The sequence below is a fragment of the Kitasatospora sp. NPDC036755 genome (assembly GCF_040636595.1).
Lineage (GTDB): Bacteria > Actinomycetota > Actinomycetes > Streptomycetales > Streptomycetaceae > Kitasatospora.
This window is the reverse complement of sequence record NZ_JBEZUT010000005.1, coordinates 18,257-38,437: the sequence shown is the minus strand read 5'-3', so window position 1 is coordinate 38,437 and position 20,181 is coordinate 18,257. Positions and strand designations below refer to the sequence as shown.

Here is a 20,181-nt window from a genome sequence, read left to right as displayed (position 1 = left end):
CCATTCCCGGCCACCGCCCCCGTCCAGGCGCTGTGGCGTCGGCCTCCCCGTCGGTACACACCGGCCCGGAAGCCGGACACGAGATGGCAACAATCGGACGGTTTGAGCTTCCTCTGAGGTTTTCGCCCGTTTTCGGAACATAGGCTGCTCTCCGTTTGCCCGAAATAGCGACTCAAAATCGCAAAAACACCGACACCACCCGATGAACCACGAGCGAGAGGACCGATACGTTGAGTGAGCCCGAATCGTCGACGCCATCACACCAGAACTACCGCCGATCGCTCGGCACCATCAGCCTGACCGCCGTCGGGCTGGGGTCGATCATCGGCTCCGGATGGCTGTTCGGTGCCGAGCGTGCGGCCAAGCTCGCCGGCCCCGCCTCGATCCTCGCCTGGGTGATCGGTGCCGCGGTGGCGCTGACCATCGCCCTCACCTACAGCGAGCTGGGCTCGATGTTCCCCAAGGCCGGCGGCATGGTCCGGTACGGCCAGTACTCGCACGGCTCGCTGGCCGGCTACCTGGCGGCCTGGGCCAACTGGATCGCCATCGTCTCGGTCATCCCGGGTGAGGCCACCGCCTCCGTGCAGTACATGAGCTCCTGGCACTTCGGCTGGGCGCAGGGGTTGTACAACGGCAAGGAGTTGACCCTCAGCGGCGTGGCACTGGCCAGCGTCCTGCTGCTCGTCTACTTCGCACTCAACTGGTTCGCGATCACGCTGTTCGCCAAGACCAACACCGCGATCACCGTCTTCAAGGTCGTCGTCCCGACGGTGACCGCCGGCGCGCTGCTCTTCGCGCACTTCGACACCGCCCACTTCACCGACCACGGCGGCTTCGCGCCGAACGGCTGGAGCTCGGTGTTCACCGCCGTCGCGGTCTCCGGCATCGTCTGGGCCTTCAACGGCTTCCAGTCCCCGCTCAATCTGGCCGGCGAGGCCCGCAACCCGGGCAAGTCGCTGCCGAAGGCCGTCATCGGCTCGATCCTGATCGCCCTGGTGATCTACGTCGCGCTCCAGATCGCCTTCCTGGGCGCCATCCCCGGCGGCGACCTGGCGAACGGCTGGAGCAACCTCTCCTACACCTCGCCGCTGGCCGACCTGGCCATCGCCTGGGGCCTCAACTGGCTGGCGATCACGCTGTACGCGGACGCCTTCATCTCTCCCTCCGGCACCGGCATGATCTACGCCGCCACCACCTCGCGCATGATCCACGGCGTGCAGGAGAACGGCCACCTGCCGAAGATCTTCGGCCGGGTCGACGCCAAGACCGGCATCCCGCGCCCGGCGCTGGTGCTCAACCTGGTGGTCGCCTTCCTGTTCCTCGCGGTCTTCCGCGGCTGGGGCTCGCTGGCGGAGATCGTCTCGGTGGCCACCGTGATCTCGTACATCACCGGCCCGGTCGCCGTGATGGCGCTGCGCCGCCTGGCCCCCGAGCTGCCCCGCCCGGTCCGGCTGCGGGCCATGCCCGTGATCGCCCCGGTGGCGATGGTCTTCGGCTCGCTGGTGCTCTACTGGGCCCGCTGGCCGCTCACCGGCAAGGTCATCCTGCTGATGGCCGCCGGTCTGCCGATCTGGGCCTGGTACGAGCTGCGCAAGCCGTTCGTCGAGCTGAAGCCGCACCTGAAGGCGGGCGCCTGGATGGTCGCGTACCTGTTCGTGATGGCCGGCGTCTCCTGGGCCGGCAGTGCCGACTTCGGCGGCCACGGCTACCTGCCGGAGGGCTGGGACCTGCTGATCGTCGCCGCCATCGGGCTGGCGTTCTACCGCTGGGGCGTCGCCAGCGCCTGGGCCAACCCCTCGCTGGCCGCCGTCCGCAAGGAGATGGCGGAGGCCGAGGACGCGGCGTCCGACGGCGCCGCGGAGCCCTCGCGGGTCTGAGTCGCGTGAACGTACGAACCCGTGGCGCATGAACCCGTGAGCGCACGGTGAAGGGCCGGTCGGAACACTCCGACCGGCCCTTCGGCGTTTCATGGGGGGGGGCGCGCGGTGCGACGCGCTCCTGCTGTGCCATCCATTCTGCCGTGGCGGGCACCCCCGGGTCACCGTCTTCGGGGATGATCTTCGTCGCGTTCTCCGCGCCTAGCGTGGTGGCGGCGGCCCTCGGCAGGAGGGCCCGGGCGCGAGGAGCGGATCGGTATGACGGACGTACGGCGGCAGGGCGGCGGGCTCGGGTCGGAGCCTGGCGCGGGCCCGGTCGGGGAGCCGGCTTCGGAGCCGGCCGCGGAGCAGGCTTGGGACGGGGCGGCGGAGCATGCTTCGGACCTGGCCGTGGAGCAGGCTTCGGACCTGGCCGCGGAGCTGACCGGGATGATGGCCGAGGACGGCGCGGCCGCCCGGCTGGCGCACAGCCCCGACCTGGCCGAGCAGGCGGCCTGGCGGCGGCTCACCGCCCGGCACGGGGACCGGCTCGCGGAGATCATGACGGTGCACGGCTGGCCGACCGAACGCACCGTCGGCCCCGAGGCCGCCCGGGCGGCCTGGCTGCTGGCGCAGCACGCGGACCGGCAGCTCGACGTCCAGCGGCGGGCGGCCGCGCTGATGGGCGAGGCCGTCGACCGGGGCGAGGCGAGCGCCCGCGACCTAGCCTTCCTCCAGGACCGGCTGGCGGTCAACGAGGGCCGGGAGCAGCGCTACGGGACGCAGATCGGCGCGGTGGCGGACGGCCGGCCGGTGCCGTGGCCGTGCGAGGAGCCCGGGCGGCTGGACGAGCGGCGCGCCGAGGTGGGCATCGAGCCGTTCGACGAGTACACCGCGCGGTTCGCCCCGAAGTAACCATCAGGTCCGCCGGTCGGGATTGACTCTTGCGCGCGGCGGCCCTGCCGCATTGACTTGCCTCCGACTAGCGCTGCTAGTTAAGCGGGGGCCGAGTGGATCAGCGGATGAGTGGATGAGGGGACGATCGGTGCGGCAGGACGCGGAGTACCCGGAGCACAGCGACCAGTACATCGACGGCGAGTGGCGGCCCTCCGGGGACACCGGGTCGATCACCGTGCTGAACCCGGCGACCGAACAGGTGCTGGCCACCGTGCCGGCCGGCGGCGTGACCGACGTCGACGCGGCCGTGACGGCGGCCCGCCGGGCGGCCCGCGGCTGGGGTGCGACCTCCCGCGAGGAGCGGCTCGCGCTGCTGACCCGGCTGCGGGACGGGATCGCCGCCGCACAGGGCGAGATCACCGAGACGGTCGTCGCCGAGCTCGGCTCGCCGGTCGGCTTCGCCGGCGCCGTGCACGCCGGGCTGCCGCTCGCCGTGGCGACCTCCTACCTGACCCTGCTCGCCGAGCACCCCTTCGAGGAGCGGATCGGCAACTCGGTGGTGCACGCCGAGCCGGCCGGGGTGGTCGCGGCGATCACGCCGTGGAACTACCCGCTGCACCAGATCGTCGCCAAGAGCGTCCCGGCGCTGGCGGCCGGCTGCCCGGTGGTCCTCAAGCCGGCCGAGGACACCCCGCTGGTGGCCCGGCTGTTCGCCCGGCTGGTGCACGAGGCCGGGTTCCCCGCCGGCGCCTTCAACCTGGTGACCGGCACCGGCACGGTGGCGGGAGCAGCGCTCGTCGCGCACCGGGACGTGGACCTGGTCTCGTTCACCGGCTCCACCGCCGTCGGCCGGCAGGTCGCCGAAACGGCCGGCCGGGGGCTGAAGCGGGTCTCCCTGGAACTGGGCGGCAAGTCGGCCAACGTGGTGCTGCCCGGCGCCGACCTGGCCCGCGCGGTCAAGGCGAACGTCGCCAACGTCTTCGCCAACTCGGGCCAGACCTGCAGCGCGCTGACCCGCCTGCTGGTGCACGAGGACCAGTACGAGGAGGCGGTCGCCCGGGCCGAGGAGGTCGCCTCCCAGTACCTGCCGGGCGACCCGACCGACCCGCGGACCAGGATCGGCCCGCTGGTCAACGCCAGGCAGCTGGCCCGGGTCCGCGGCTACATCGACGGCGCGCTGGCCGAAGGCGCCCGGCTGGTCGTCGGCGGTTCGGAGCCGGTCGCCGAACTGCCCGCCGGCTACTACGTCCGCCCGACCGTGCTCGCCGACGTGGCCCCGGAGATGACGGTGGCCCAGGAGGAGGTCTTCGGCCCCGTCCTGGCGATCCTCCGCTACCGGGACGAGGACCACGCCGCCGAGCTCGCCAACGGCACGCCGTACGGCCTGGCCGGCGGCGTCTGGGCCCGCGACACCGACACCGCCGCCGCCTTCGCCCGCCGCCTCGACACCGGCCAGGTCGACCTCAACGGCGGCCGCTTCAACCCGCTCGCCCCCTTCGGCGGCTACAAGAGCTCCGGCCTCGGCCGGGAGCTGGGCCGCCACGGGCTGGAGGAGTTCCTCCAGTACAAGTCGCTGCAGTACTGAGGGGGCTCGGGCCGCGGGCGGACGGCTGACGGCTTTCGGCTGACGGGTTTCGGCGGACAGCTAACGACGAACGGATGACAGCGAACAGATGACAGATTTCGAAATCTGTCATCTGTTCGCTGTTTGCTGTTTACTGTTCGCAGTCCACCGTTCGCAGTCCGCCGTTCGCCGTCAGGCCAGGTCGACGCCCGGGTAGAGCGGGAAGGGGGTCAGCAGGTCGGCGGCGCGCTTGGCGGTGGCGTCGCGGAGGGCGGCGTCCAGGGTGTAGGCGGCCTTGGAGGGGGAGCCCTTGGCCGTGGTGGTGGGGGTGGTGGCGCGCAGGACGGTGTGGATCAGGTCGGCGATCTCGTCCATCTCGGCGGTCCCGAGGCCGCGGGTGGTCAGGGCCGGGGTGCCGAGGCGGATGCCCGAGGTGTACCAGGCACCGTTCGGGTCCAGCGGTACGGAGTTGCGGTTGGTGACGATGCCCGAGTCGAGCAGCGCCGCCTCGGCCTGGCGGCCGGTCAGGCCGTAACCGGAGACGTCGGCGAGGACCAGGTGGTTGTCGGTGCCGCCGGTGACCAGCTTGCCGCCGCGACGCAGCAGGCCCTCGGCGAGCGCCCGGGCGTTGTCGACGACGGCGTGGGCGTAGGCCTGGAACTCGGGCCGGCGGGCTTCGGCCAGGGCGACCGCCTTCGCGGCCATGACGTGCGAGAGCGGGCCGCCGAGCACCAGCGGGCAGCCGCGGTCGACGTGCTCGGCCAGCTCGGCCTGGCACAGCACCATGCCGCCGCGCGGGCCGCGCAGGGACTTGTGGGTGGTGGTGGTGACGATGTGGGCGTGCGGGACCGGGTCGTGGTCACCGGTCAGCACCTTGCCCGCGACCAGGCCGGCGAAGTGCGCCATGTCGACCATGAGGGTCGCGCCGACCTCGTCCGCGATCTCGCGCATCGTGCGGAAGTTCACCAGCCGCGGGTAGGCCGAGTACCCGGCCACGATGATCAGCGGACGGAACTCGCGGGCGGTCTCGCGCAGCGCGTCGTAGTCGATCAGGCCGGTGGCCGGGTCGGTGCCGTAGCTGCGCTGCTCGAACATCTTGCCCGAGATGTTGGGACGGAAGCCGTGGGTGAGGTGGCCGCCGGTGTCCAGGGACATGCCGAGCATCCGCTGGTTGCCGAGCTCCTGGCGCAGCCGCGCCCAGTCCTCCTCGGTGAGGTCGTTGACGTTGCGGACCTCGGCGCGCTCCAGCGCCGGGCTCTCGACCCGCTGGGAGAGCACGGCCCAGAAGGCGGTGAGGTTGGCGTCGATGCCGGAGTGCGGCTGGACGTAGGCGTGGTCGGCGCCGAACAGCTCCCGGGCCTGCTCGGCGGCGATGCTCTCGACGGTGTCGACGTTGCGGCAGCCCGCGTAGAAGCGGCGGCCGACGGTGCCCTCGGCGTACTTGTCGCTGAGCCAGTTACCCATGGTGAGCAGGACGGCCGGGGAGGCGTAGTTCTCGCTGGCGATCAGCTTGAGCGAGGCGCGCTGGTCCGCCAGCTCCTGGCCGATGGCGCCGGCGATCCGCGGGTCGACGCCGGCGATCACGTCGAGGGCGCTGCGGAAGGCGGTGTCGGCCGCGGCGGAGGCGGCGGTGTGGGGCTGCTGGGCCATGGCGGTCTCCTGGTGGGGATGACGGGGGCCCAGGCGCTCGGCAACTTCACGTGAGGATTCACGGGGCCGCTTCCCGATGGTTGATTCCATCCCTGCGCGCCAGTCGCGGCCCACCGGAATCGTACCAACACCGCGAGCACTGTGGCGGAGGTCTCAGAATGCGGGACGGGCAGTCCACTACGCCCCGCTATGTCCGTTCTTTTGCAACGCCAGTGTTTCAGCGAAATGAAGCCGCCACATTTCCCGAAACAGTTCGGCGGGAATGACCGGATCGACCGTCGAGGGTGATTTGCGGAACCTCGGACGCATCCGGTCAAATATCGATCGAACGGCAGCCGGGAAAACCCCGGACGCCGTACCGGAAATGCACACCAGCGCACCCTCACCCATGGGGCGGCGGAGAATTCGGGGGTTACGCCTCATGGCCGTGGTCGACACCGTCCCAGGCACCGCGAGCGGGCCCGCGCCCGCCGCCGACCCCGGACTGCTCCGCCGGATCCTGCGGGACCGGGTCGGCGCCTGCGCCCTGGCGGTGGTGGCCCTGTTCCTGCTGCTCGCCCTCGGCGCCCCGCTGGTCTCCGCGCTGTACGGGAAGAACCCGGTCGAGCACTACGGCCAGAACCTCCCCGGCCTGCTCAGCGACGGCGGCCTGCCGATGCTGCCGAACGGCGGGATCTCCGGGGACTTCTGGTTCGGCCTGGAGCCCGGTCTCGGCCGGGACGTGTTCACCCAGCTGCTGTACGGCATCCGCACCTCGCTGCTGATCGCCTTCGCGGCCGCCGCGGTGACCACCACGCTGGGCGTGCTGGCCGGCGTCGCGGTCGGCTACCTCGGCGGGATCACGGACCGGCTGTTCGGATTCCTCGCGAATGTGCTGCTGGCCTTTCCCACGCTGCTCCTGCTGCTGGCGCTCAGTCCGGTGATCCAGTCCCGACTGGTCGACCCGGGCGCCGCGGAACCGGAGTGGATGCAGTTCCTGGTACTGGTCCTGGTTTTCTCGGCGTTCGGCTGGATTCCGCTCGCACTTTCCCTGCGGGCCACCGTCCGCTCGCTCCGGGAAAGGGATTTCGTGCAGTCCGCACGGGCCCAGGGCGCGAGCCGTTTCCATGTCGTCGTCCACGAACTTCTGCCGAATGTGCGCTCGCAGCTGCTGGTGCACGCCACCATGGCGGTGCCGACCTTCGTCGCCTCCGAGGCCGCGCTGTCCTTCCTCGGCGTCGGCGTCACCGAGCCCGTCCCGGACTGGGGGCGGATGATCGCGCGCGGTTCCGAGGTCTTCCAGGCAGACCCGACGTACATGGTGTTCCCCGGGGTGGCGCTGCTGCTGTTCGTCGTCGCCTTCAACCTGCTCGGCGACGCCGTCCGGGACGCGCTGGACCCGCGGAGCGGCATCGCCCGCTGACGGCTCCGCCGGACACCACCCCGCCGGGCGCCGGCGCCATTCGCCGGGCACCCCCTTCCGGACACCACCTCTCCGGACACCATCCGCCGGGCACCGCCCGCGGAAACCTTTCGCCTCCTCCCATCCATCAACCCCGAGCCCGTCCCGGCACGATCCGCCGGGACAAGGAGAGATTCGCCATGCGCTGGACCAGACCGTCCCTCGCCGTCGTCGCCACCGCCCTGCTGGCGACCTCCTGCTCGGCCGGCGCGGGCAGCACCACCGGAGCCGGCGGCGCGGCCGGTTCCGGGGTCTCCGCCAAGGAGACCTCCCCGCTGACCGCCGTGCTCGGCACCGAACAGGAGAGCGCCGGCCCCGCCCCGGCCGTCCCCGGCGCCCGTGCGGGCGGCACGGTGAACGTGTACAACAGCGTCGAGTTCCGCCACCTCGACCCGCAGAAGGTCTACGCGGGCGCCACCTACAACGCCTCGCTGCTCTGGGGCCGCCAGCTGACCCAGTACCAGGTCGTGGACGGCAAGGCCAAGCTGGTCGGGGACCTGGCCACCGACACCGGCACCCCGGCCGACGGCGGACGCACCTGGACGTACAGGCTCAAGCAGGGCGTCGCCTGGGAGGACGGGAAGCCGATCACCGCCCAGGAGGTCAAGTACGGCATCGAGCGCACCTTCGGCAAGGGCTACGAGGTCGGCCCGCCGTACTGGCCGCAGTGGCTCACCGGCGAGGCGAGCTACGAGGCGGCGCGCGCCAAGTACGCGGGCCCGCAGGCCGGCGACCTGGACGCGATCGAAACCCCGGACGAGCGCACCATCGTCTTCCACTTCCCCCAGCCGCAGGCCGACGTCCCGTACATGGCCGCGCAGTCCTCCTCCTCGCCGGTGCGCAAGGACAAGGACACCGGGACGGACTACGACCGGCAGCCGTTCGCGACCGGCCCCTACCGGATCGTCGAGCACGTCCAGAACACCCGCATGGTGCTGGAGCGCAACCCGGCCTGGAAGCCCGAGACCGACCCGATCCGCAGCCAGTACCCGGAGAAGTTCGTCTTCACGTACGGCAAGGAGGCGCTCAACCTCAACCAGGAGATCCTCTCCGGGCGGGACGGCGGCGCCAACGCCACCACCGCGTCCGACACCCTCTCCGCCGAGCTCTACCAGACCACCGACACCGACCCGAAGGCCAAGGAACTGGTGGTCTCCGGCCGGCAGGGCGCCTTCGTCACCCAGCTGATGGTCAACAACGAGCGGGTGCCGGACGTCGAGGTCCGCAAGGCGCTGCACCTGGCCTACCCCCGCCAGCAGGCCCGTCAGGTCGAGGGCGGCGCCCGGACCGGCGAGCTGGCCACCACGCTCAGCTCGCCCGCGCTGATCGACTACCAGAAGTACGACCTCTACCCGGTCAAGCCCGAGGGCGACCCGGAAGCCGCCAAGGCCGAGCTCGCCAAGGCCAAGCAGGCCCCCGGCAGCCTGACCTACGCGTACCGGAACACCCCGACCGGGCAGCGCGTCGCGCAGGTGCTGGTCGAGGGCTTCGGCAAGGCGGGCATCACCGTCGTGCCCAAGCCGGTCGACCCCAAGGCCTTCCTGGACGAGGTGCACCGCGCCGACTCCCCCTACGACCTGTTCGAGGAGACCAGCTCGGTCGACTGGCCGACCCCCTCCACCCTGATCCCGTTCTCCTTCGACGGCCGGGCCGGCAGCGACATCAACTCGGCGCGCTACCGCAACCCGGAGGTCGACAAGGAGATCGACCGGATCAACCAGATCGGTGAGCCGCGCGCCAAGGCCAAGGAGCTGTACGCGCTGGAGCAGACCGTGATGAAGGACGTTCCGGTGCTGCCCTTCGCCTACCCGACCGTCAACCAGCTGCGCGGCAGCAACGTCGGCGGGGCGTTCATCCACCCGATCTACGGGACGGTCTCGCTGGCCTGGCTGTACCTGAAGTCCTGAGTGCCCGGGGGCCCGCTCCCGTTCCACGGCCCGACGGCCGGGACGGCGGGCGGGCCCCCGCCACCTGCGCCCCCTCCCCCGCCTCCCCCGCCTCCTCGCCCTGACTGCTCCCCCGTCCCGTCGACCCCGGATCGGCCATGCTCTCCTTCGTCCTGCGGCGGACCGCCCAGGCCCTCGCGGTCCTGGTCGCGGTCTCCGCCGCCGCCTTCGCCCTCTTCTACGCCGCGCCCGCCGACCCGGCCCGCGCCGCCTGCGGCCCGCGCTGCGACAGCGGACAGGTCGCGGCGGTGCGCCAGGGCATGGGCCTGGACCAGCCGCTGCTCACCCAGTACACCGACTACCTGGTCGGGGTCGTCGCCGGGCGGGACATCGGCGACGTGGACGGCTCGACCATCCACTGCGACGCCCCCTGCCTCGGCTACTCCTACCGGCTGCACCAGCCGGTCACCGAGGCGCTGGCCGACCACCTCCCGGTCACCCTCTCGCTGACCGCCGGGGCACTCGCCGTCCTGCTGGTGTTCGGCCTCGGCACCGGGTTCGTCTCCGCGTTGCGCCACGGGCGGCGGACCGACCGGCTGCTGTCCGGCTTCACCCTGGTCGGCGCCAGCGTGCAGATCTACTTCCTCGGGTACGTCGCGCAGTGGCTGCTGGTGTACTCCACCGGCCTGTTGCCGCTGCCCTCCTACACCTCGCCGGCCGACGACCCGGCCGCCTGGGCGGGCGGGATGCTGCTCCCCTGGTTCGTCCTCGGCTTCGTCAACTCCGCCGTGTTCGCCCGGCTTTCGCGCTCGCAGCTGCTGGAGACGATGAACGAGGAGTACGTCCGTACGGCCCGCGGCAAGGGCCTGGGACGGCTGCGTGCCCACCTCAAGTACACCTCGCGGGGCGCCGCCGGGCCGCTGGTGCAGCTGATCGGGCTGGAGGCCGGGGTCCTGCTGGGCGGGGCCGTGATCACCGAGACGGTGTTCGGGCTGAACGGGGTCGGACGGTTCGCCGCCGAGGCCGTCGCCGGGCAGGACCTGCCCGCCGTGGTCGGCGCGGTGCTGCTGGCCGCCTGCTTCATGGTGCTGTTCGTCGCGCTGGCCGACCTCGCGGTCGCCTGGCTCGACCCGCGTGTCCGGCTGAGCTGATGGGGAGTCCTTCGATGAAATCCACTGTTCCGGGGGCCGCCGGGCGCACGGCCGAGGCGACTTCTCCGGGGGCCGCCGAGCGGACCGTCGCGACCGCGAGTACGGCGGCTGCCGCCGCCGCGACGCGGGGCGGCGAGCCGGTGCTGAGTGTCCGCGACCTGACCGTCGCCTTCGCCGACCCGCGCGGCGGTGCGCCGGTGACCGCCGTACAAGGTCTCTCCTTCGACCTCGCCCCGGGTGAAGTCCTGGGCCTGGTCGGGGAGTCGGGATCCGGCAAGTCGACCGTCGGGCTCGCCGTCCTCGGTCTGCACGACCCGCGCACCACCACCGTCACCGGCTCGATCCGGCTGGACGGGCAGGAGGTGGTCGGCGCCGGGGAGTCCGCGCTGCGCGGAGTGCGGGGCGGAACGGCGGCGCTGGTCTTCCAGGACGCGCTCACCTCGCTCAGCCCCTTCCACGCCGTGGGTGCCCAGCTCGCCGAGATGTACCGGCTGCACCACCCGGGCACGGGCCGGGCCGAGGCGGTCCGGCGGGCGGCCGAGATGCTCGACCGGGTCGGTATCCCGAAGGCCCGGACGCGCGACTACCCGCACCAGTTCTCCGGCGGCATGCGCCAGCGCGTGATGATCGCGATGGCGCTGATGAACGACCCCCGGCTGATCATCGCGGACGAGCCGACCACCGCCCTGGACGCCCGCGTCCAGCGCCAGGTCCTCGACCTGCTCGGCGAGTTGCAGCGCGAGCACGGAACGGCGGTACTGCTGGTCAGCCACGACCTGGGCATGGTCGCCGGGACGACGGACCGCACGCTGGTGCTGCGCGGCGGGAGGGAGGTCGAGTCCGCGCCGACCGCCGAACTGCTGGCCGCGCCGCGCGAGCCGTACACCCGGGCACTGGTGGGCGCGGCGCTCCGGCTGGACTCGGTGCCGGGCACCGCCCTGCCGACGGTCGAGGAGCCGGTGCCGGCCCGGACCTTCCGGCCGCGGCCCGCCGGGCGGCCCGAGCGGTGGCTGGTCGAGGTGGAGGACCTGTCCGTGCGCTTCCCCGGGCGGCGGCGCTTCCCCGGCCTGCGGGCCGAGCCGGTCCGGGCGGTCGACGGCGTCGGCCTGCGGATCGCCCCCGGCGAGACGCTCGGGCTGGTCGGCGAGTCCGGCTCCGGGAAGTCCACCACCTCGCGGGTCCTGGCCGGACTGCAACCCCCCACCGGGGGAAGGGTGTTGTACGACGGCCAGGACGTCACCCGGCCGGACCGGGAGCTGCGGAAGCGGCTCAGCCGGGAGATCCAGCTGGTCTTTCAGGACCCGTACGCCTCGCTCAACCCGCGCCGGACCGTCGCCCAGACCCTGGACACCCCGCTGCGCCTGCACACCCCGCTGGGCCCGGCCGAACGGCGGGAGCGCTCCGCCGAGTTGCTGGAGCAGGTCGGGCTGGAGGCCCGGCACCTGGACCGCTACCCGCACGAGTTCTCCGGCGGGCAGCGCCAGCGGATCGGCATCGCCCGGGCCCTGGCCCCGCAGCCGCGCCTGATCATCGCCGACGAACCGGTCTCCGCGCTCGACGTGTCGGTGCAGGCCCAAGTGCTCAACCTGCTGATGGAGCTGCGCGAACAGCTGGACGTCGCCTTCCTGTTCGTCTCCCACGACCTCGCGGTGGTCCGGCACTTCTGCGACCGGGTGGCGGTCATGCACCGGGGCCGGCTGGTCGAGTCCACCGATCGGGACCAGCTGTTCGAGGCGCCGCACACCGAGTACACGAGGGAGCTGCTGGCGGCGGTGCACTGAGCGGCGGTGCGCTGAGCAGCGGTGCACCGAGACGGGTGAACATCTCCGTCGGGCCGGGGCGGAACGGGAAGCTCCGCGGGCGGCACCGCGGGGGCGGAGCACGGGGCTCCGCGGGCGGCGCGGCGGGCGTTGCGGCGTGAACGGGCAGGTCGTTCGGCGTTCGTTCGGCTGCGCCGGTCCGGCTCAAGGCGCTAGCGTGCAGGCGATGTGACGTAGGAGACGAAAAGGAATCACCAACCGAGGGGGCACATTTGTCGGACGACCTGCTCATCGCAAAGATCAACCACGGCTTCGATCACCTCGACACCGACGGGGACGGCCTGCTCACCGAACGGGACCACGTCCTGATGGGCCTCTCGGTGGCCCGCTCCCTCGGCCACCAGGAGGGCTCCGAGGCCGAGGCCGTGATAGTCCGCGCCTACCTGACGACCTGGCACGACCTGCACCTCGCCCGGCTCCCCGCCGGCACCGAGGCCATCACCCGCCAGCAGTTCGTCACCTCGACCGGCTCCCTCGCCGACGACCCGGAGTCCGCGCAGGAGATCCTCGGTGCCCTCGCCAGGGCCTTCCTCTCCGTCGCCGACACCGACCGCAGCGGGACGGTGGACGCCGGCGAGTTCTTCGTCTTCCAGCGCGGCCACTTCGCCGGCCTCTCCCGCGACGACGCCGACGAGGCCTTCCGCCACCTCGACGCCGACGGCGACGGCGTGCTCTCCGCGGTCGAGTTCACCAGCGCGATCATCGAGTTCTGGACCAGCCGGGACCCCGAGGCGCCCGGGAACTGGTGGACGGGCAAGCCCCCTTACACCTTCTGAGCCGTCCGGCCCTCCGGCCGCCGGGCCACCCCCACGAGCCGGAAGCGTGGGGGTGGCCCGGCATGGACGCACCCGCCGGCTTCGACCGGGCACCGGAACGCGGGGGCTCCCGTGCTCGGCTACGAGCGGGTGGCTCCTTCCCCGGACGAACCGGAGGAGACGGATGCGGCGGACGAGGCGGACGGGCCTGCCGGGACCGGCTTCCGGCGGGCCGGGCGCCGGCTGACGCTCACCACCAGGCAGACGCCCGCCACCACGATCGCGCCGCCCGCGAGGGTCGGGCCGGTCAGCGGCTCGGCCAGGATCAGCCAGCCCAGCAGCACCGCGACCACCGGGTTCACGTACGCGTAGGTGGCCACCAGGGTCAGTGGGGCGGCGCGCAGCAGCCAGGCGTACGCGGTGAAGGCGAGCAGCGAACCGAACAGCACCAGGTAGACGAGCGCCAGCCAGGACCGGCCGGAGAACGCCCCGAGGTCCAGTCCGCGCTGCTCGCCGCGGACCAGTCCGATCAGCAGGTTGCAGAGGCCCCCGACCAGCATCTGGTAGGCGCTCGCGGCGAGCACGTTGCCGGGCATCGGGATCTTCTTGCTCGCGAAGGAACCGAGCGCCCAGGTCAGGGTGGCGCAGATGATCAGGATCACACCGCCCGGCTGGATCGACCCGCCGATCGCCGGGGCCGACAGGACCCCGAGGCCGACCAGCCCGAGCAGCACCCCGGCCAGCTCGGCCGGCCTCGGACGGTCGCCGCCGACCGCCGTCAGCACCACCATCCACAGCGGGACCGCGGCCACCAGCAGGGCGGCCAGGCCGGAGGGGACGGAGGTCTCGCCCAGGACCACCATGCCGTTGCCGCCGGTCAGCAGCAGCACGCCGACCAGGGCGGAGGAGGCCAGCTGCCGGCCGGTCACCTTCAGGCCGGCCGGGCCCTGGCGCACCAGGAGGAAGCCGGCCAGCAGCAGGCCGGCGGTGACGAAACGGGCGCCGGCGGACAGGAAGGAGGGCATCGTCTCCACCGCGATCCGGATCGCCAGGTAGGTCGAGCCCCAGACGATGTAGACCACCAGGAGGGCCAGCCAGACCGCGCCGCCGAGACGGGCACCGGCCTTGGCCTTGGTGGTGGCCGTCGCCGCGGCCTCGGCCATGGCGACGGCCGTGGACTCGGCCGCGGCCGCGGCCGCGGCGTCGGTCACGGCCCCGCCGGTGGTGGAGGCTGAGGTGATGGCGGGGGTGTCGGGGGCTGAGCCGGGGGTCGCGGCCGGCTGGGCGGGCGAAGCAGGCGATGTCATGTGTGTCCCCCTCGGACGGTGCTGGCCGAACACTCGACATGACAGCGCATGAACGGCCCCGCGCGCCAGTCGGTATCAGGAACCGGACCGCAGGACGTACCGTGGGCGCTCCCGTCGAGGAGGTCGAACCCGTGTCCGCATCCGAGGAGGCCCTGCCGTTCTTCGTGTACGGCACCCTGCGCAGCGGCGGCCGCAATCACGCCGTCCACCTGGCCGGGCGCTGCGCCGACATCCGGCCGGCGGAGCTGGAAGGCGCCGCCCTGCACGAGGGCCCCGGCTTCCCGTACGCGGTGCCTGACCCGGCGCCCGGGCGCCGGATCCTCGGTGAGCTCGTCACCGTACGCCCCGGCGCGTACGCCGGAGCCCTGGAGGCCCTGGACCGCCTGGAGGACTGCCGGCCGGACGGGACCGGGCTGTACGTGCGGCGGCGGCTGGCGGTGCGGACGGCGCCGGGCGAGCTGCGGGACGCCTGGGTCTACCTCGCCGGGCCGAGGGCCGCGGCGCGGCTGCGGGAACAGCCGGCGCTGATCGAGTCCGGGGACTGGGGCGCCGGCGAGGGACGAACCGCCAGGTAGGCTGCCCCGGCCGATTAACTTTTATACTCATTGGCCCATTCGAACGACGAGGAGCCACCCGGTGCCCGAGCTGCCACCCCCGATCACCGTCGTCGGGATCGGGGCCGACGGCTGGCCCGGCCTCGCCGCCGCGTCCCGGGCCGCACTGCGGGAGGCCCAGGTCGTCATCGGCGGCCCCCGCCAGCTGGACCTGCTCCCCCACGACGAGACCACCGCCGAACGCGTCCCCTGGCCGTCCCCGCTGCGCCCCGCCGTCCCCGGGCTGCTCGCCGCCCACGCGGGCCGCCGCGTCGCCGTCCTGGCCAGCGGCGACCCGATGTTCTTCGGGATCGGCCGCACCCTCGCCGAGACCGTCGGCGCCGAGCGCCTGCGCGTCCTGCCGCACCCCTCCTCCGTCTCCTACGCCTGCGCCCGGCTCGGCTGGCCGCTGGAGGCCACCGAGGTCGTCAGCCTGGTCGGCCGCCCGCTGGACACCCTCGCGCTCGCCCTCCACCCCGGCCGCCGCCTGCTGGTGCTCAGCGCCGACGCCGCCACCCCGGCCGCCGTCGCCGGGCTGCTCACCGCCCGCGGCTACGGCACCGCCCGCCTGCGGGTACTCGAACAGCTCGGCGCCCCCGCGGAACGCCACCTGGACGGCCCCGCCGACGGCTGGCCGCACCCGCCCGGCGACCCGCTGAACGTCATCGCCGTGGACCTCGGCGACGGCCCCCGCGGCTCCGTCGTCCCCGGCCTGCCCGACGCCGCGTACGAGAGCGACGGCCAGCTCACCAAGCGCCACGTCCGCGCCGCGACCCTCGCCACGCTGGCACCCTCCCCCGGCGAACTGCTCTGGGACGTCGGCGGCGGCTCCGGCTCGATCGCCATCGAATGGCTGCGCGCCCACCGCGACTGCCGGGCCGTCAGCATCGAGCGCGACCCGGCGCGGGCCGGGCGGATCACCCGCAACGCCGCCGCACTCGGCGTGCCCCGACTCCGCGTGGTGACCGGCCCGGCCCCCGCCGCACTCGCCGAACTCCCCTCCCCCGACGCCGTGTTCGTCGGCGGCGGCCTCACCACGCCCGGCCTGCTGGATGCCTGCTGGGCCGCGCTGCGCCCCGGCGGCCGGATCGTCGCCAACACCGTGACCCTGGAGTCCGAGGCACTGCTCACCGAGTGGTACCGGCGCCACGGCGGGGAGCTCGTCAAGCTCGCCGTCGCCCACGCCGTCCCGGTGGGCGGCTTCACCGGCTGGCGCCAGGCCATGCCGGTCACCCAGTGGGCCGCCGTCAAACCCGACGCCACCGAACCCGACGCCGCCGAACCCGACACCGCCGGGCACGACTCGGTCAAGCCCGACGCCGCCATGTCCGACACCCCTCAGGAGAACGCCCCGTGACCGTCCACTTCATCGGAGCCGGCCCGGGCGCGGCCGACCTGATCACGCTGCGCGGCCAGCGCATCCTGGCCCGCGCCGAGGTCTGCCTGTACGCCGGCAGCCTGGTCCCGCGCGAGCTGCTGGCCGAGTGCCCGCCCGGCGCCCGCCTGATCGACACCGCACAGCTCAACCTGGACCAGATCACCGCCGAGCTGGTCGCAGCCCACGAGGCCGGACAGGACGTGGCCCGGCTGCACTCCGGCGACCCGTCCGTCTTCTCCGCCGTCGCCGAGCAGATGCGCCGCCTGGACGCCGCCGGCGTGCCCTACGAGGTGGTTCCCGGCGTGCCCGCCTTCGCCGCCGCCGCGGCCGCGCTGAAGCGGGAGTTGACCGTCCCCACCGTCGGCCAGACCGTCATCCTCACCCGGATCGCCAAGCGCGCCACCCCGATGCCCGAGGGCGAGGACCTCGCCACCCTCGGCCGCAGCGGCGCCCTGCTGGTGCTGCACCTGGCCGCCGGGTACGTGGACGACGTGGTCGAGCAGCTGCTCCCGCACTACGGCGCCGACTGCCCGGCGGCCGTGGTCGCGATGGCGAGCCGCCCCGACGAGCTGGTGCTGCGCGGCACCGTCGGCGACATCGCCGAACAGGTCAAGTCCGCGGGCGTGGTCCGCACCGCCGTCATCATCGTCGGCCGTACCCTGGCCGCCGAGCAGTTCCGCGACAGCCACCTCTACTCGGCGGACCGCGAGCGCCCGCACGAGCCCTGCGGGGCGTGATGCGGCACGCGTCGCGGCACGTCCTGATCCTCGGCGGGACCACCGAAGGGCGCACGCTGGCCGCCGAACTGGCCCCGACCGCACACCGGGTCACCAGCTCGCTGGCCGGCCGGGTCGCCCGACCCCGGCTGCCCGCCGGGGAGGTGCGGATCGGCGGCTTCGGCGGAGCGGAGGGCCTGGCGGACTGGCTGCGCGCGGAACGCGTGGACGCGGTGGTGGATGCCACCCACCCGTTCGCCGCCGGCATCTCGCGCAACGCCGCCCTCGCGGCCGCCGCCACCGGCGTCCCCCTGCTGGTACTGCGCCGCCCCGGCTTCACCCGCGTCGACGGCGACCACTGGCTCCCCGTCCCCTCCCTCGCCGCGGCGGCCGAGCTCCTGCCCCGGCGCGGGGAACGCGTCTTCCTCACCATCGGCCGGCAGGGCGTCGCCGCCTTCGCCCACCTGGACGGCGTCCACTTCCTCGCCCGCTCGGTGGACCCGCCCGAGCCGCCGCTGCCGCCCTCGTTCGAAGTCCTGCTGGACCGCGGCCCGTTCACGATCGAGGGCGAGGAGGCGCTGCTGCGCAGGCACGACATCGACGTCCTGGTCACCAAGGACAGCGGCGGCGCCGCGACCTCCGCCAAACTCACCGCCGCCCGCGGCCTGCGCCTGCCCGTCGTCATCGTGGAGCGCCCGCCCGTACCGGACGGCGTCCCGGTCGTGCCGGACGTCCCCGGCGCGCTGCACTGGCTGGAACAACTACGGTAGTGGCCAAGGCCGTTACGGATGGTAGCCGCCGAAGTGGTGGCGGCCGTTCGCCTGCTCCTCCGTACGGTGCTCGGCCTGCCGAACCGACCTCAACCCGTGCGCCGCCTCGGCGGCCCATGACCGGACGGTGGCGGAGCCGGGACATGGCCGGAGCGCACCGGGAAAAGGTGGGGCGCGTCCGCCGGGAGCCGGGCAGGATGGCCCGATGAGCGATGATCAGCGACCTCAGGCCCCCCGCACCGGCGACGAACTCACCACCCTGGCAGGCTTCCTGGACTACCAGCGCGCCACCCTCGCGATGAAGTGCGAGGGCCTCGGCGCGGAACAGCTCCGTGCTCGCGCACTGGAACCGTCCGGGCTCTCCCTGCTCGGGCTGGTCCGCCACCTGGCCGAGGTGGAGCGCAGCTGGTTCCGCAACGTCCTCAACGACGAAGGCCGGCCCGGCTTCTGGAAGCATCCGGACGGATCCTTCGCCGAGTTCGACACCGAGGCCGCCGACCCCGACGAGGCCTTCGCGATCTGGCGCCGCGAGTGCGACCACGCCAGGGAGCTCGTCGCCGCGGCGGAGTCGTTGGACGTCCTGGGCCACTACGGCGACGAGGTCTTCTCGCTCCGCTGGATCCTCACCCACATGATCGAGGAGTACGCCCGCCACAACGGCCACGCCGACCTCCTCCGCGAACACCTCGACGGCACCACCGGCGAGTAACCCGGGAGAAGCCCGAAGCGCGGGCCGGGGAGCGGCGTTCGCGCTGGGCGCTGAACAACCCGGTGTTCGTGGAGTACCTGAACACCGGGTTGTCGGTTGCCGTGCTGCCGACCGGCCTCGACAGGTGAGGCCGGTCGGCGGGGCGGCGGTCCGTCAGATGTCGCGGAAGGTCTCGATCCGGGCGCCGATGGAGTTGAGGCGCTCGGCGAGGTCCTCGTAGCCGCGGTTGATGACGTAGACGTTGCGCAGCACGGAGGTGCCCTGGGCGGCGAGCATCGCGAGCAGGATGACCACGGCGGGGCGCAGGGCCGGCGGGCACATCATCTCGGCGGCGCGCCAGCGGGTGGGGCCCTGGACCAGCACGCGGTGCGGGTCGAGGAGCTTGACGTCGGCGCCGAGGCGGGTCAGCTCGGTCAGGTAGATCGCGCGGTTGTCGTACACCCAGTCGTGGATCATCGTGGTGCCGTGCGCGGCCGCGGCGATGGCGGCGAAGAACGGCACGTTGTCGATGTTGATGCCGGGGAACGGCATCGGGTGGATGGTGTCGATCGGCGCGGTCAGCTTGGAGGGCCGCACGGTGAGGTCGACCAGCCGGGTGTGGCCGTTGTGGGCCGGGTACTCGGGGGTGCGGTCGTAGTCGAGGCCCATGCCCTCCAGCACCGCGAGTTCGATCTCCAGGAACTCGATCGGCACCCGGCGGATGGTCAGCTCGGAGGAGGTGACGACGGCGGCGGCGAGCAGGCTCATCGCCTCCACCGGATCCTCGGCCGGGGTGTAGTCGACGTCGCAGGTGATCTCCGGGACGCCGTGCACGGTGAGGGTGGTGGTGCCGATGCCCTCGATCCTGACCCCCAGCTTCTCCAGGAAGAAGCAGAGGTCCTGGACCATGTAGTTGGGCGAGGCGTTGCGGATGACACTGACGCCGTCGTGCCGCGCGGCGGCCAGCAGGGCGTTCTCGGTGACGGTGTCCCCGCGCTCGGTCAGGACGATGGGGCGGTCCTGCGGGGCGCCCGGCTCGACCGAGGCGTGGTAGGCGCCGCCGGTGGTGGCGACCTCCAGGCCGAAGCGGCGCAGCGCGGTCAGGTGCGGCTGCACGGTGCGGGTGCCGAGGTCGCAGCCGCCCGCGTACGGGATGGCGAAGTGCTTGGCGCGGTGCATCAGCGGGCCGAGGAACATCAGCACGCTGCGGGTGCGGCGGGCGGCCTCGACGTCCATCGCCGCGAGGTCCAGCTCGGCGGGCGGGGTGAGTTCGAGGTCGCGGCCCTCGTTGATCCAGCGGCTCTTGACGCCGATGCTGGTGAGGACCTCGAGGATGCGGTAGACCTCCTCGATCCGGGCGACGCTGCGGATCGTGGTGCGACCGGTGGTCAGCAGCGAGGCGCAGAGGATCGCCACGCAGGCGTTCTTGCTGCTGCGGACGTCGATCGCGCCGGAGAGGCGGGTGCCGCCGGCGACGCGCAGGTGCATCGGGCCGGAGTAGCCGAGGGAGACGATCTCGCTGTCGAGCGCTTCGCCGATGCGGGCGATCATCTCAAGGCTGACGTTCTGCTTGCCCTGCTCGATGCGGTTGACCGCGCTCTGGCTGGTGCCGAGGGCGTCGCCGAGCTGCGCCTGGGACCAACCGCGGTGCTGGCGCGCGGTGCGGATGAGGGTGCCGATACGGGTGAGGTAGTCGCCTGTCACTCGCC

The 20,181-nt window shown here is 72.9% G+C and carries 16 protein-coding genes and 1 riboswitch; of the genes, 13 read left to right on the top strand and 3 right to left on the bottom strand.

Translation table 11 applies throughout. The features are described 5' to 3' along the window. The first annotated feature begins 230 nt into the window (after positions 1-230). From AB0E96_RS01850 to AB0E96_RS01840, 3 genes are all read left to right on the top strand, one after another. Positions 231-1,877, top strand: a complete 1,647-nt coding sequence (locus tag AB0E96_RS01850) for an APC family permease (protein ID WP_359817308.1) — start codon at positions 231-233, stop codon at positions 1,875-1,877. Positions 1,878-2,267: 390 nt separating this feature from the next. Continuing rightward, positions 2,268-2,771, top strand: a complete 504-nt coding sequence (locus tag AB0E96_RS01845) for a DUF6624 domain-containing protein (RefSeq protein ID WP_359817306.1) — start codon at positions 2,268-2,270, stop codon at positions 2,769-2,771. Positions 2,772-2,886: 115 nt separating this feature from the next. Next, complete coding sequence (locus tag AB0E96_RS01840) at positions 2,887-4,338, top strand: aldehyde dehydrogenase family protein (RefSeq protein WP_359817304.1); 1,452 nt, start codon at positions 2,887-2,889, stop codon at positions 4,336-4,338. Positions 4,339-4,509: 171 nt separating this feature from the next. On the opposite strand, the gene AB0E96_RS01835 is transcribed toward AB0E96_RS01840, so the two are convergent. Beyond that, a complete protein-coding gene (locus tag AB0E96_RS01835) occupies positions 4,510-5,967 on the bottom strand; it encodes a glycine hydroxymethyltransferase (RefSeq protein WP_359817302.1) in 1,458 nt (485 codons plus the stop codon). Between the two features lie 20 nt (positions 5,968-5,987). Continuing rightward, positions 5,988-6,084, bottom strand: a riboswitch (ZMP/ZTP riboswitch). A 304-nt stretch (positions 6,085-6,388) separates the two neighbouring features. Here AB0E96_RS01835 and AB0E96_RS01830 point away from each other — a divergent pair. The 5 genes from AB0E96_RS01830 to AB0E96_RS01810 all read left to right on the top strand — a co-directional run bounded on the left by AB0E96_RS01830 (position 6,389) and on the right by AB0E96_RS01810 (position 13,041). After that, positions 6,389-7,369, top strand: coding sequence for an ABC transporter permease (locus tag AB0E96_RS01830; RefSeq protein WP_359817300.1), 981 nt, complete (start codon positions 6,389-6,391; stop codon positions 7,367-7,369). A 179-nt stretch (positions 7,370-7,548) separates the two neighbouring features. Beyond that, positions 7,549-9,315 (top strand): ABC transporter substrate-binding protein, encoded by a 1,767-nt coding sequence (locus AB0E96_RS01825; RefSeq protein ID WP_359817298.1) that lies wholly within the window; start codon positions 7,549-7,551, stop codon positions 9,313-9,315. Positions 9,316-9,452: 137 nt separating this feature from the next. Then, positions 9,453-10,445: an ABC transporter permease gene (locus AB0E96_RS01820; protein ID WP_359817296.1), complete on the top strand. Its 993-nt coding sequence runs from the start codon at positions 9,453-9,455 to the stop codon at positions 10,443-10,445. A 14-nt stretch (positions 10,446-10,459) separates the two neighbouring features. Continuing rightward, on the top strand, positions 10,460-12,226 hold the full coding sequence (locus tag AB0E96_RS01815) for an ABC transporter ATP-binding protein (protein ID WP_359817295.1): 1,767 nt from the start codon (positions 10,460-10,462) through the stop codon (positions 12,224-12,226). Positions 12,227-12,477: 251 nt separating this feature from the next. Then, positions 12,478-13,041 (top strand): EF-hand domain-containing protein, encoded by a 564-nt coding sequence (locus tag AB0E96_RS01810; protein WP_359817293.1) that lies wholly within the window; start codon positions 12,478-12,480, stop codon positions 13,039-13,041. 119 nt (positions 13,042-13,160) lie between these two features. Here the strand turns inward: AB0E96_RS01810 and AB0E96_RS01805 are convergent, their stop codons facing one another. Continuing rightward, positions 13,161-14,327 carry an EamA family transporter gene (locus tag AB0E96_RS01805; RefSeq protein WP_359817291.1) on the bottom strand — a complete coding sequence of 389 codons (1,167 nt, stop codon included), beginning with the start codon at positions 14,325-14,327 and terminating at the stop codon, positions 13,161-13,163. A gap of 131 nt (positions 14,328-14,458) precedes the next feature. Between AB0E96_RS01805 and AB0E96_RS01800 the strand changes: the two genes are divergently transcribed. From AB0E96_RS01800 to AB0E96_RS01780, 5 genes are all read left to right on the top strand, one after another. Further along, a complete protein-coding gene (locus AB0E96_RS01800) occupies positions 14,459-14,902 on the top strand; it encodes a gamma-glutamylcyclotransferase family protein (RefSeq protein WP_359817289.1) in 444 nt (147 codons plus the stop codon). 61 nt (positions 14,903-14,963) lie between these two features. Next, positions 14,964-16,277, top strand: a complete 1,314-nt coding sequence (gene cbiE, locus AB0E96_RS01795) for a precorrin-6y C5,15-methyltransferase (decarboxylating) subunit CbiE (RefSeq protein WP_359817287.1) — start codon at positions 14,964-14,966, stop codon at positions 16,275-16,277. Beyond that, positions 16,274-17,035, top strand: coding sequence for a precorrin-4 C(11)-methyltransferase (gene cobM, locus AB0E96_RS01790; protein WP_359817285.1), 762 nt, complete (start codon positions 16,274-16,276; stop codon positions 17,033-17,035). The genes cbiE and cobM overlap by 4 nt, the downstream gene beginning before the upstream one ends. Next, on the top strand, positions 17,035-17,784 hold the full coding sequence (locus AB0E96_RS01785; protein ID WP_359817340.1) for a cobalt-precorrin-6A reductase: 750 nt from the start codon (positions 17,035-17,037) through the stop codon (positions 17,782-17,784). The genes cobM and AB0E96_RS01785 overlap by 1 nt, the downstream gene beginning before the upstream one ends. A gap of 205 nt (positions 17,785-17,989) precedes the next feature. Then, positions 17,990-18,493 (top strand): DinB family protein, encoded by a 504-nt coding sequence (locus AB0E96_RS01780; RefSeq protein ID WP_359817283.1) that lies wholly within the window; start codon positions 17,990-17,992, stop codon positions 18,491-18,493. Positions 18,494-18,646: 153 nt separating this feature from the next. Here the strand turns inward: AB0E96_RS01780 and AB0E96_RS01775 are convergent, their stop codons facing one another. Further along, the gene (locus tag AB0E96_RS01775) at positions 18,647-20,176 is read right to left on the bottom strand and encodes a UDP-N-acetylglucosamine 1-carboxyvinyltransferase (protein WP_359817281.1); all 1,530 of its coding nucleotides are present in this window, start codon (positions 20,174-20,176) and stop codon (positions 18,647-18,649) included. Positions 20,177-20,181 lie beyond the last annotated feature (5 nt).